This is a genomic window from Streptomyces sp. NPDC033966, assembly GCF_055575955.1.
Map to the genome: position 1 here is coordinate 87,318 of NZ_JBVIRQ010000010.1, position 11,534 is coordinate 98,851.

General features: G+C 74.0%; 9 protein-coding genes and 1 pseudogene. 4 read left to right on the forward strand and 6 right to left on the reverse strand.

Annotated elements, in window-relative coordinates; genetic code table 11:
* Positions 1-220 precede the first annotated feature (220 nt).
* Complete coding sequence (locus ACZ518_RS26750) at positions 221-1,783, forward strand: alpha/beta hydrolase (protein ID WP_469115545.1); 1,563 nt, start codon at positions 221-223, stop codon at positions 1,781-1,783.
* Positions 1,784-1,824: 41 nt separating this feature from the next.
* On the opposite strand, the gene ACZ518_RS26755 is transcribed toward ACZ518_RS26750, so the two are convergent.
* Both ACZ518_RS26755 and ACZ518_RS26760 read right to left on the reverse strand, forming a co-directional pair.
* Positions 1,825-2,979 carry a lipase family protein gene (locus ACZ518_RS26755; RefSeq protein WP_469115546.1) on the reverse strand — a complete coding sequence of 385 codons (1,155 nt, stop codon included), beginning with the start codon at positions 2,977-2,979 and terminating at the stop codon, positions 1,825-1,827.
* 137 nt (positions 2,980-3,116) lie between these two features.
* Positions 3,117-4,127 carry an AraC family transcriptional regulator gene (locus ACZ518_RS26760; RefSeq protein WP_469115547.1) on the reverse strand — a complete coding sequence of 337 codons (1,011 nt, stop codon included), beginning with the start codon at positions 4,125-4,127 and terminating at the stop codon, positions 3,117-3,119.
* A gap of 117 nt (positions 4,128-4,244) precedes the next feature.
* Between ACZ518_RS26760 and ACZ518_RS26765 the strand changes: the two genes are divergently transcribed.
* A complete protein-coding gene (locus ACZ518_RS26765; RefSeq protein WP_469115548.1) occupies positions 4,245-6,032 on the forward strand; it encodes an AMP-dependent synthetase/ligase in 1,788 nt (595 codons plus the stop codon).
* Between the two features lie 50 nt (positions 6,033-6,082).
* On the opposite strand, the gene ACZ518_RS26770 is transcribed toward ACZ518_RS26765, so the two are convergent.
* Positions 6,083-7,336 (reverse strand): aminotransferase-like domain-containing protein, encoded by a 1,254-nt coding sequence (locus ACZ518_RS26770; RefSeq protein ID WP_469115549.1) that lies wholly within the window; start codon positions 7,334-7,336, stop codon positions 6,083-6,085.
* A gap of 128 nt (positions 7,337-7,464) precedes the next feature.
* On the opposite strand from ACZ518_RS26770, the gene ACZ518_RS26775 reads away from it, so the two are divergent.
* Positions 7,465-8,319, forward strand: coding sequence for a hypothetical protein (locus ACZ518_RS26775; RefSeq protein ID WP_469115550.1), 855 nt, complete (start codon positions 7,465-7,467; stop codon positions 8,317-8,319).
* Between the two features lie 119 nt (positions 8,320-8,438).
* Here the strand turns inward: ACZ518_RS26775 and ACZ518_RS26780 are convergent, their stop codons facing one another.
* The 3 genes from ACZ518_RS26780 to ACZ518_RS26790 form a co-directional block, all read right to left on the reverse strand.
* Positions 8,439-8,651 (reverse strand): DUF397 domain-containing protein, encoded by a 213-nt coding sequence (locus tag ACZ518_RS26780; RefSeq protein WP_469115551.1) that lies wholly within the window; start codon positions 8,649-8,651, stop codon positions 8,439-8,441.
* A gap of 222 nt (positions 8,652-8,873) precedes the next feature.
* On the reverse strand, positions 8,874-9,758 hold the full coding sequence (locus tag ACZ518_RS26785) for a helix-turn-helix domain-containing protein (RefSeq protein ID WP_469115552.1): 885 nt from the start codon (positions 9,756-9,758) through the stop codon (positions 8,874-8,876).
* A 291-nt stretch (positions 9,759-10,049) separates the two neighbouring features.
* A complete protein-coding gene (locus tag ACZ518_RS26790; RefSeq protein WP_469115553.1) occupies positions 10,050-10,799 on the reverse strand; it encodes a GOLPH3/VPS74 family protein in 750 nt (249 codons plus the stop codon).
* 185 nt (positions 10,800-10,984) lie between these two features.
* On the opposite strand from ACZ518_RS26790, the pseudogene ACZ518_RS26795 reads away from it, so the two are divergent.
* Positions 10,985-11,534 (forward strand): annotated as a pseudogene (locus ACZ518_RS26795) (hypothetical protein); the annotation flags it as partial.

An 11,534-nucleotide genomic window follows, 5' to 3' on the forward strand; every position in this document is an offset into this window, starting at 1 on the left:
GCCCCGCACCGCGTGGCCCGGGCGCCCCGCACCGCGTGGCCCGGGCGCCCCGCACCGCGTGGCCCGGGCGCCCCGCACCGCGTGGCCCGGGCGCCCCGCACCGCGTGGCCCGGGCGCCCGCCCCGCCCGACCCGGGCGGCCGCCCCGAGGGGCGGGGCCGCCGGGCCCCGCTTATGGTGGGCTGGGCCGACCGGTCCGGGGGGCGACCCGAGGAGGGCGCATGCCCCGTCCCCGTACCCGTCCCCGTGCCGCAGCCGGATCCGCGGGAGCCGCCTGCGCCGCGGGCGCGGCCTGCGCGGTGGTGCTCGCAGCCTCCCTCACGGCCGCCCCCGCCGCCCCCGCGGTCCCGGCCACCCCGGCGGCCGCCACGGAGACCGGCCCGCGCATACGCTGGGGGGACTGCCCCCTCGAACGCGTCCCCGCCGGGATGCGGTGCGCGGAGGTGACCGTCCCCCTCGACCCCGCCGCCCCCGCCAAGGGCACCACCCGGATAGCCGTGGCCCGCATCCCCGCCACCGCCCCCGGCCGTCGGCCCCTCGGCTCGCTGCTGCTGAACTTCGGCGGCCCCGGCGGCCCCGGGATCGCCTCCCTCGCCGCCGACCCCAAGCCCTTCGCGAAGCTCGGCGAGCGCTACGACCTCGTCGCCTTCGACCCCCGCGGCGTCGGCCTCAGCACCCCGGTCTCCTGCGGAGGCTCCCAGGAGACCGGCGACGAGGTGCCGGGCGACGCCGCCTCCCAGCTGGCCGCCCTCCGCGCCGTCGCCGAGCGGTGCGCGCTGCACTCCGGGCCCGTGCTCCCGTACATCGGCACCGTCAACGTCTCCCGGGACATGGACCGCATCCGCGAGGCCCTCGGCGACAAGAAGCTCAACTACCTCGGCTTCTCCTACGGAACCCGGCTCGGCGCCGTCTACGCCGCGCAGTTCCCCCGGCGGACCGGCCGGATGGTCCTCGACGGGGTCGACACCCTCACCGAACCGCTCACCGAGCAGGCCCTGGTCTCCGCACGCGGCCAGCAGCGGGCCCTGGAGAACTTCCTCGCCTGGTGCGCCCACCAGAGCGGCTGTGTCTACGGCACCAACACCCGCACCGCCCGCGAGAAGGTCGAAGCCCTGGTCGAACGGCTCGACGAGCACCCGCTGGTCGGGGACGACGGCTCCCACTTCACCGGCCAGGACGCGGTGGGGGCCATCGGGGCCGCCCTGTACTCCACGAGCCTGTGGCCCGACCTCGCCGAGGCCCTCGCCCGCGTGGAGCGCGACCGCGACCCGGTCCCGCTGATGGAACTGGGCGGCCCGGCCGAATCACCGCCCGTCGACGGGCCCACCAAGATCCCCGACGACAACGCCCAGGCCGCCCTCACCGCCGTGAACTGCGCCGACGACCCCGACCGGAGCAACGACAAGGCCAGCCCGGAGGCGGTCGAGCAGGAGATCCGCGACCTGCGGGACGAGTTCCACCGGACCTCTCCCGTCTTCGGGCCGGGCCAGCTGATGACCGTACTGTCCTGCTACGGCCGCCCCGCCGGCACCGACTACATCCGCCGCATCGACCACCCGGGAGCGCCCCGGATGCTCCTCGTCGGCACGCGCGGCGACCCGGCGACCCCGTACGAGTGGACCGAGGAGACGGCCCGCCGGCTCGGCTCGGCGGTGGTCATCGACCACAAGGGCGACGGGCACACCGGCTACGACTCCTCCGCCTGCGTACGCGGGTACGTCGACGAGTTCCTGATCGCCGGGAAGCTGCCGGCCGGGACGCGCTCCTGCCCCGCCGGAGAGTGAACCGGCGGGGCGGGAACGGCGGGGCGGGAACGGTGGGCGGCTCAGCAGTCGGGGCGGGTGGCGCGGCCGGCGAAGCGGTCCGCCAGCCAGTTCCCGACCGCCAGGGAGTGCGTGATGACCCCGCTGACGTGCTCACCGAGCACGATCGTGTCGAACTGGACGTCCGCGCCCCGCGCGCACCACTCCGAGCGCAGCTGCCGCCCCACCGCGTACGGGATCAGCTCGTCGCCGAGCGCGTGGTACTGGAGCACGGGCGCGGCCGGGGCCGTCCGGCCCAGCCGGCTCTGGTCCAGGCGGGCCTGCCAGTCGGGCTGCGCGAGCGGGTCGCGGGTGGTCAGGTCGGAGATCCGCTTGAAGGAGCCGGCGATGGCGTCGACCGCCACGCAGTTCTCCTTCATCCCGGCCACCAGCGCCCGGCCCGCCGGGTTGAGGTACGAGTCGAGCTTCAGCTCGGGGAAGGCCGCGTCCTGGCCGGCCGCCGCCATGAAGATCAGCCCGGAGCCGTAGGAGCCGTTGTTGAAGGCGGCCACCTCCATCAGGTCGGCGGGGACCCCGCCCGTCGCCGTCCCCTTCACCTTCAGCTCGGGGGCGTACGAACCCTGCAACTCGGCGGCCCAGCTGCTGGCCTGGCCGCCCTGGGAGTAGCCGACGATGCCGACCGGGGTGTCGGCGGACAGCCCCGTCCCGGGCAGCCGGATCGCGGCCCGGGCGGCGTCGAGCATGGCGTGCCCGGCCGAGGGGCCCACCGTGTAGGTGTGGACGCCGGGGGTGCCGAGGCCCTCGTAGTCGGTGACGGCCACGGCCCAGCCGCGCTGGGTGTACTGCTGGACGAGGTTGGCCTCCATCGCGGTGCCGTTCGGGAGGTTGCCGCTCGGCGCACAGGAGTCGCCGAGGCCCACCGTCCCGACGGCGTACGTGATCAGCGGCCGCGGGCCGGTGCGGCCGTCCTGCGGGACGATGACGGTGCCCGAGACCACGTTCGGGGCGCCGTCGGCGGTGGTCGAGCGGTAGTGCACCTTCCAGGCCCTGGTGCCGGTGGGCTGTCCGGGCAGCGGGTGGAAGGCGGAAGGGGCGCTGCTGACGATGTCGCCGGGGCGGCCGGCCTCTTCGGCGGCGGCGGTGGCGGCGGGCAGCTGGGCGAAGAGACTCAGGGCGGCCGCGGCGGCGGCCAGGGCGGTGCTGCTGCGCAAACGCATGGGCGGAACTCCCAACGTGCGTAAGTGTGGGGGCAGGTGAGGCGAAGGTAGCGACCGACCGGTCGGCACGTCGCTGACCGGAAAGCTCACCTTTCCTGACCGGGCCTCCCACCCCCCCCGCCCGCCGCGCCGCCGCGCTACCCGCCCGAGGCGATCCGGTACGCCCCCGGTGTCGTGCCCGTCCAGCGGCGGAACGCGCGGTGGAAGGCGGTGTCCTCCGAGAAGCCCAGCCGGGCGGCGAGTTCCGCGATCGGCTCCCCGCCCTCGGCCAGCCCCGCGATCGCCGCGTCCCGCCGCACGTCGTCCTTGAGCTGCTGGAAGGAGGTCCCCTCCTGCCGCAGGCGGCGCCGCAGCGTCGCCGGGGACACCGCCAGGCGCGCCGCCACCTCACCGAGCTCGGGCAGCCGCGGTGAGCCGCGCAGCCGCCGCGTCAGGGTCCGGCGTACCTGCTCGGCGACCGTGGTCCCGTACTCGGGGCGCGACAGCAGGTCGAAGGGGGCCCGGCGCAGCATCGCGTCGAGCGCGGCCTCGTCCCGCACCAGCGGCGCGGTCAGCCAGCGCGCGTCGAAGACGGCCTCCGTCCGCCCGGCCCCGAAGCGCACCGGACAGCCGAAGAGGGTGTCGTACTCGTCCCGGTGCGGCGGCGGGGGATAGGCGAAGGCGGCGTGGACCAGGGGGATCCGCCGTCCGACGAGCCAGCTGCAGAGCCGGTGCCAGATCGCGAGCACGCACTCGGTCAGGAAGCGCTCCTCGTCCCCGTCGAAGTCGTTGCGCACGGTGAACCGGGCCTGCCCGCCCGCGGTCTCCAGCGACAGCTCCGGCCCGCCCGGGAACAGCCCGTAGAACGCCGCCGCCCGCTCCACCGCCGCGCCCAGGTCCCGGCAGCCCAGACAGGCGTGGCACATCATCGCGAAGGTGCCCGGCCGGCTCGGCACGGCGGACAGCCCGAGGAACTCGTCCTGGGTGGTCCGGTACAGGGCCCGGAAGAGCCGCGCGAACTGCGCGGGCGTGATCCGCGCCCGGTCGTCGCCGAGCAGCAGCGGCGGGATCTGCGCCTCCTGGAGCAGCGGCACCAGGTCGAAGCCGGCGCGCCGCGCCCCCGCGAGCACGGCCCGCACGTGGTGCACGGTGACCGTCCGCCTCCCCATGCCCTCGAAGGTAGCCCCAATGAGCGCTGCGGTCAGCGGGGGTGACGCTTCCGGTCATGCCGGGCGGGGTCCGGGCGGGCCCACCATCGGGGGTCACCTATCCCGGGAGGGCAAGCGATGGACGGTCGTCCGAGCACGCTGGCGGTGTTCACCCAGTGGACCGAGGAGAGGTACGCCGACGCCCCGGCGCTCCGCTTCCGCACACCGGAGCGCGACGGCTGGCAGACCCGTACGTACGCCCAACTCGGCGCCTCCGTACGCGGGACCGGGCGCACCCTGCTCGCGCTGGGCGTCGGGGCCGGGGAGCGGGTGGCGGTGCTCGCGGAGACCCGGCCCGAGTGGACGTACACCCACTTCGGGATCCTGGCGGCGGGCGCGGTCCTGGTGCCCGTGTACCCGACGGCGGGGGAGGAGGAGCTCGCCTGGGTGCTGTCCGACTCCGAGGCGGTGGTGGCCGTCTGCGAGGACGCGGCCCAGGCGGCCCGGGTGGAGGCGCTGCGGCCGAAACTGCCCGCGCTGCGGGCGGTCGTGCGCATGGACGAGGTGCTGCCGGCCGGGGCGCCCGCTTCCGGGGCGCCGGCTTCCGGGGCGCCGGCTCCGGGGGTCTCGGCTCCGGGGGTCTCGGACGCCGAACTGGCCGAGCGGGCCGCCGCCGTGACCCCCGAGGCGGACGCCGCGATCGTCTACACCTCCGGCACCACGGGCCTGCCCAAGGGCTGCCGGCTCACGCACGGCAACCTCGGGGCCGTCCAGGACGCCACCCTCCCCCTCGTCCAGGGCGGGCCGGGCGACTCCACGTACCTGTACCTGCCGCTGGCGCACCTGCTGGCGCAGCTGATCCAGTTCACCACCCTGCTGGAGGGCGGGGAGCTGTGCTACTTCGGGGGCCGGGTGGAGGACGTGGTGGCCGAACTCGCGGAGGCCCGGCCGACCCACCTGCCGTCGGTGCCCCGGCTGTTCGAGAAGGTCCACGCGGTGGTGCTGGGGCTGGCCGAGGGGCGCGACGGCGGCCGGGAGCGCTTCGAGGAGGCCGTCCGCCTCGGCGTGCTCGCGGCCGACGGGACCCTGCCCGAGGAGCTGCGCCCGGCGTGGGAGGCGGCGGAGGAGTCCCTCTACGCCCTGGTCCGGGCCGCCTTCGGGGGCCGGCTCAAGTGGGCCCTGACCGGCGGCGCCCCGATCGCCCCGGCCACCCTGGACTTCCTGCGCGCCTGCGGGATCCGGGTGTTCGAGGGCTACGGGATGACCGAGTCCGCCGGGGTGATCAGCCTCAACCACCCCGACGCCGTCCGGTACGGCACGGTGGGCCGGCCGATAGCGGGCTGCGAGGTGCGGATCGCCCCGGACGGGGAGGTGCTCGCCCGGGGCCCGATGGTCTTCCCTGGCTACCACGCGGACCCGGGCGCGACGGCCGGCGTCCTGGACGCGGACGGCTGGCTGCACACCGGGGACCTGGGCGAACTGGACGCCGACGGCTTCCTGTCCATCACCGGCCGCAAGAAGGAGCTGATCATCACCTCCGCCGGCAAGAACATCACCCCGACCGAGGTGGAGTTCGCCGTCCAGGCCGCCTCCCGGTTCGTCTCGCGGGCGGTGCTGATCGGCGACCGGCGCCCCCACCCGGTGGCCCTGATCACCCTGGACGCCGAGGAGGTCGCCGCCTGGGCCGCCCGCGAATCCCTCGACCTCGGCCCGGCCCCGGCCGCGCACCCGGCGGTACGGGAGCTGGTGGCGGCGGCCGTCGCCACGGCCAACGCCACCGTCTCCCGCCCGGCCCGCATCCGGGCCTTCCGCGTCCTGGACGAGGACCTGTCGGTCGGCGCCGGCACCCTCACCCCGACGCTGAAGCTGCGCCGCGCGGAGGTGGCCCGGCGCTACGCGGCCGAGATCGAGGAGCTGTACCGCTAGAAGACTGCCGTGTCTTTCGGATCAGGCCGGGCCCGGCCGTGTCTTTCGGATCAGGCCAGTGCGGTCCGCAGCCGCTCCAGGCCCTCGGAGATCTCCTCCGGGGTGTGCGTGGTGAAGGACAGCCGCAGCGTGCGCGGGTCCGGGGTGCCCGTGTGGAAGGGGGCCCCGGGCACGTACGCCACGTCGTGCGCGACGGCGGACTTCAGCAGGGCCCCCGCGTCGTACCCCTCGGGGAGGCGGACCCACACGAACATGCCGCCCTCGGGGCGGTTCCACTCCGAGCCCGCCGGGAGCGCCGCCCCGAGTCCCGCGAGGAGGGCGTCGCGGCGGGCGCGGTAGGCGTCCCGGACCCGCGCGACGTGGGCGTCGAGGTCCCGGGCGCCGAGGTAGTGGGCGGCGGCCAGCTGGTCCACCGTCGAGGTGTGCAGGTCCGCCGCCTGCTTGGCGACCACCGCCGCGCGGCACAGGGCGGCGGGGGCGCGCAGCCAGCCCAGGCGCAGCCCCGGGGCCATCACCTTCGAGAAGCTGCCGAGCAGGGCGGTGCGGTCCTCGGCGCCCGGGTGGGCGGCGATCCAGGGCTCGTGGGCGCCCTCGTAGCGGAGGTCGCCGTACGGGTCGTCCTCCACCAGCCACAGCCCGAGCCGGGCGGCGACGCGGGCCACCTCGGCCCGGCGGTCCCCCGGCAGGGTGCGGCCGGTCGGGTTCTGGAAGGTGGGGATCGTGTAGAGGAGTTTCGGCCGCTCCCGCTCGGTGATCTCGGCGAGGGCGTCGGGGAGCAGGCCCTGCCCGTCGCAGGGCACGGGTATGACCCGGGCCCCGGCCAGGGCGAAGCACTGGAGGGCCGCCAGGTAGGTGGGGTTCTCGACGAGCACCGTGTCGCCGGGCTCCAGGAGGGTGGCGGCGAGGAGGGTGAGCCCCTGCTGGGAGCCGGTGGTGATCAGGACGTCCTGCGCCGTGGTGGCCAGGCCCCGGGCGGCGGCCCGGGCGGCGACGGCCGAGCGCAGTTCGGGGGCGCCCTCGGTGGTGGAGTACTGGAGGGCGCGGGCGGCTCCGGCACCGGTCAGGACGGCGTCGTACGCCGCGCGCAGGCCTTCGGTGTCGAAGAGCTCGGGCGCGGGCAGGCCCCCGGCGAAGGAGATCACCCCGGGGCGTTCGGTGAGCGCGAGGATCTCCCGTACGGGCGAACCGCCCACGGCGCGCGCCCGCGCGGCGAAGGCGGGCGGAGCGGCGGCGGTCGCGGAGGTGGCGCTCGCGGAGGTCGCGGCGTTCGCGGAGGTCGGGGCGGCGGCGGTGCTCGGCGGCATGGGGCGGCTCCTTCGGTGGCAGGTGGCCGCAGCCTAACGGGGGAAGGTGCAGTGGGCACCTACCTTTCCGATGGCTGAACACCGCACGCCCCCTCCACAACTGACGTGGCATCAGATACACCGGTGCCATGACGAGAGACGAGCGGGAACGAGAGGACACCCGGGCCGGCGACTACGCGGAGCTCGCGGCCGTCGGCCCGTACGGGGTCCGCCCCGGCCACGCCCTGATCACCATGGTGGAACCGCACCCGGGCCACGAGTACGCGTACAACCGCTGGTACGAGGACGACCACTACTACGCCGGCGCCATGGCCATGCCCTGGATGTACGCCGGCCGCCGCTGGGTGGCCACCCGCGAGCTCCAGGAGCTGCGCTACCCGGAGAAGTCGGCCGTCGCCCAGCCCGTCACCGCCGGCTGCTACGTATCGACGTACTGGGTCACCGAGGGCCGCTACGACGAGCACATGAAGTGGACCGTCGGCATCAACAAGCGGCTGAACCGCGACGGGCGCGTCTACCAGGACCGCACGCACGTCTTCACGGCCTTCCAGGACCACGAGGCCACGGTCTACCGCGACGGGGCCGCCGGACCCCGGGACTTCCACGCCCTCGACCACCCGTACGCCGGGCTGGTCCTCCAGGTCGTCGACGCCGACGGGCCGGGGCGGCGGGCGGAGCTGCTGGAGTGGCTGCGCTCCAGGGCGCTGCCGCGCCGGCTGCACGGCTCACCGGCGGCGATGGTCACCGTCTTCCGGCCGACCCCGCTGCCCGGCGACCGGATGACCTACGTCAAGCAGGTCGAGGGGGTCGACACCCGGCTCACGCTGCTGTGGTTCCTGGAGGCCGACCCGCGCACCTGCTGGGACCGCTTCCAGGGGCTGGACGCGGAGGTCGCGGAGTCGGGGCTGGGGCGGGTGGAGCTGGTCGCGCCGTTCGTCCCGACCGTGCCGGGCACCGACCGGTACGTGGACCAGCTGCGCTGACGGCCGACGGGGGGCAGGGGTAGGGGGGCGGCGGACATGGCCGAGCCCCCTCGGCCAGGACGGCGGGCCGGTCGAGAGGGCTCCGTACGGGGTGCTGCTGTGTGGGGGGTTCGGACGGTTCAGGCGAGGTGCCCCAGTCCGCCCTCGGTCACGCCGGTGACGAAGGAGGTCCAGGAACCCGGCGCGAAGGTGAGGGAGGGACCGTCCTGCACCTTCGAGTCGCGGACGGCGATGGCCTGCGTGACGGGGGACTTGACCTCGACGCAGGCCCCGTTTCCGCCGGAGTAGGAGGACTTGGTCCAGTTTTCCGTGGCACCCTGACGAATAGCCATGTTCTTCTCCGGTTTCAGCGAGTAGTTCCGGTTGCGTGCCGGCCGGGGATATCCCCGGCCGACGTGATCGACGCTACCGGCAGCTTCCGATGGCCGAAGGAGGCATTCACTCGACCGGGTGGCATATTCCATTCAGGCCTTCTGTGGCCGGGGAGCGACGGTGTACCGTGCTGGCCCTCTCACCACTTCCGTCCACTTCCTGCCGCTCTGCGGAGTTCGCGGTCAGATCGCCTTGCCCGCGTGCTGTTCGATGATCTCGGAGATGAACTGCCGGGTCTGGTCGACGTTGAGGGCCTGGGCGCGCAGGTGCTCGTACATCACGCTGTATTTCTGGACGTCGTTGGCCTTCTCCAGGTACAGATCGCTCGTGACGCCCTCGATGTAGACGACCGTCGAGTCCGATGCGTCCGGGAATTCCAGAATTGCATACTGCCCGTTCATTCCCGGATGCGCGCCCATCGTGAAGGGCATCACCTGCACGGTGATGTAGGGCTGCTGCGACTGCTCTATCAAGTACTCCAGCTGCCGGATCATCAACTGCGGGTCGCCCACGTGCCGGCGCAGCGCCGCCTCGTCGATGACCGCCCACAGGCGCAGCGGCCCCACGTCCGGATTGTTGTTCTCCGTCTCGGACAACCGTTTCTGGCGGTGCATGCGCACTTGGACGCGCTTCTCCACGTCGGCGGGCGCCGTCTCGGGCAGCGCGCCGCGGATCAGCGCCTGGGCGTACTCGGGGGTCTGGAGCAGGCCTGGCACCATCTGCGGTTCGTAGGTGCGCAGGCTGGCCGCGTCGGTCTCCAGGCCGATGTAGACGCTGTAGGGGATCTCGCCGAAGGCGTGCCACCAGCCCTGCTGGCGGGAGTCCTTGGCCATCTGCATGAGGGAGTCCACGAGCCGCGGGTCCTCGACCTCGTACACCTCGCACAGGTCGCGGACGTCGCGCTGGCTGATGGACCGGCGGCCGTTCTCCAGACGGCTGATCTTGGACTGGGAGACGAGGAGGCGCTCGGCGACCTGCTCGGCCGTCATGCCCTTGTCCTCGCGGAGCTTGCGCAACTCCATGCCCAGTCGGCGGCGTCGGACGGTGGGATTGACATTGGACGCCACGTGAACGGCACCTCCGCCTTCTTCTGTCGCTGTCTCGCTGAGTGTCTGGTGTTCAGCAGACTGCCACCGAAGGGTGCGACGGCGCTGGGGAACGCGCGAAAGCGGCACGCGGGGTGGCGAAGCCGTCTCGTCGGCTTCGCCACCCCGCGCGCGGGCGGCTCCGGGGCCGGGTCTTTGGGGGACCTCCGGCCGCGGTGTCGGTGGATCTGTGGATCTGTGCCCCGCCGGTGGGTCAAGGGGTGTGGCGGGTCATGCGGGTCATGCGGGTGGTACGCGTACCCGTGCCGTCGCTCAGTGCGCGGCCGCGCGGGCCATCGCACCCGTCCGGCGCGGCTGCAGCGGAACACCGCCGGTCGCCGTGGCCCGGACGGCCGGCTGGGGCTGCGGCTGTACGGCACGGTCCCGGCGCGGCTGTGCGGCCACGCCGTTCTGGACGTCCATCACGGCGTGCGCGACGAGACCGCCCATCGGGTCGTGCCGGATCAGGTCCCGCAGCCGGGACCTGGACGACCGCCCCTCGTTGCCGGGGTACAGGTGCTTGCCGAGTCCGACCGCGTGGGCCAGCGCGGCGAGCGCCGCGGTCCGCGGGTCCGGCGGTACGCCGGTGCGGATCGCACTGTCCAGCCGGGCACGGATCTCCCGGCTGATCGCCGTGTCGGTCGCCTGGTAGCGAGTCGTCGGCAGCACCCCGCACATCTGTCCCGCCACGGCATGCACCATGCCGCAGCGCTCCAGATGAGCGAGGTAGATCTGGCGGAGACCCAACCGCGGTCCACCGATCCAGTGGACGGCCCGTACCGGGCTGCCGCGCCTGCGCAGCAGTTCCAGTGCGGAGTCCAGAGTCGGATCTCCTGTCGGCCGTGGCATCACCACGGCGATACGATCCCCGTCAGGGGCTATCCGTCCTGCCAGAGCCAGCTCCACTAGCTGTGCCCCGGCCAGGCCGAGGTCGAGCGACTGCGGCTGCGCCGTGGTACCCGTGGCCGGGTCCAAAGCGAGCAGCAGAAGCTCCTCCGGAATTGTTCTGCGGCTCCTGCCCATCCATGCCTCCCCGCGTGGATGAGTGACAGGGTGACGCCTCTCACATTCATCTGTCGAGAGTGCCTGGACGCTTTGTGCGGGAACCAGTAGCTATGTCGTTCTCGTCTAGCGGTTGGGCGATGCCCCCTAGACGGGACACTGTTAGACGGTTCGGACAGTGACCGGACAGCGATCGAGGAGGAACGGTGGCGGGCGAGTCCCCCGACAAGTCGGTAGATGAAGGAGCGTCCGGGGAGCAGGACCCGAGGCTGTCGGTCTTCCAGCCGCGAGACCCGCTGAAGGAGGCCGTGGCGGCGTGGGTCGCGACGGCCGAGCCGGACGAGCAGACGGAGGACGCGGACACGGACGCGGAGCCCGAGGCCGCTCCGTCACGGCCGTCCCCCGGTCGGGTGGACCCCAAGACGCCGGTTGCGGGAGTGGTCCGCCAGTCCCCGTCCCGGGACGAGAGCCCGGACCCCGCTCCGGAGGCGGAGGAGCCCGCCGGGGACGCGGAGAAGGCCGACGCCTCCGCGAAGCCGTCCGGTGCGGTGAAGCCCGACCCCGCGCCGGAGGCCGACGAGCCCGCCCGGGACCCCGGTACGGCCGCCGCCGACGCCGAGCGCACCGCCGTCTTCCGTACCGTGAAGCCTGGTTCCGCTTCGGCGGACGCCGAGAAGCCGGCCGGCAAGCCCGCCGCGAAGCCGTCCGCCGATGTGCGGACCACCGCGTTCGGCGTGGTGAAGCCGGACGCCGGGG

Bases quoted from the DNA above. Each gene is read 5' to 3' on its own strand.
- ACZ518_RS26750 (WP_469115545.1), top strand. From the start codon at position 221: ATGCCCCGTCCCCGTACCCGTCCCCGTGCCGCAGCCGGATCCGCGGGA.
- ACZ518_RS26755 (WP_469115546.1), bottom strand. From the start codon at position 2,979: ATGCGTTTGCGCAGCAGCACCGCCCTGGCCGCCGCCGCGGCCGCCCTG.
- ACZ518_RS26760 (WP_469115547.1), bottom strand. From the start codon at position 4,127: ATGGGGAGGCGGACGGTCACCGTGCACCACGTGCGGGCCGTGCTCGCG.
- ACZ518_RS26765 (WP_469115548.1), top strand. From the start codon at position 4,245: ATGGACGGTCGTCCGAGCACGCTGGCGGTGTTCACCCAGTGGACCGAG.
- ACZ518_RS26770 (WP_469115549.1), bottom strand. From the start codon at position 7,336: ATGCCGCCGAGCACCGCCGCCGCCCCGACCTCCGCGAACGCCGCGACC.
- ACZ518_RS26775 (WP_469115550.1), top strand. From the start codon at position 7,465: ATGACGAGAGACGAGCGGGAACGAGAGGACACCCGGGCCGGCGACTAC.
- ACZ518_RS26780 (WP_469115551.1), bottom strand. From the start codon at position 8,651: ATGGCTATTCGTCAGGGTGCCACGGAAAACTGGACCAAGTCCTCCTAC.
- ACZ518_RS26790 (WP_469115553.1), bottom strand. From the start codon at position 10,799: ATGGGCAGGAGCCGCAGAACAATTCCGGAGGAGCTTCTGCTGCTCGCT.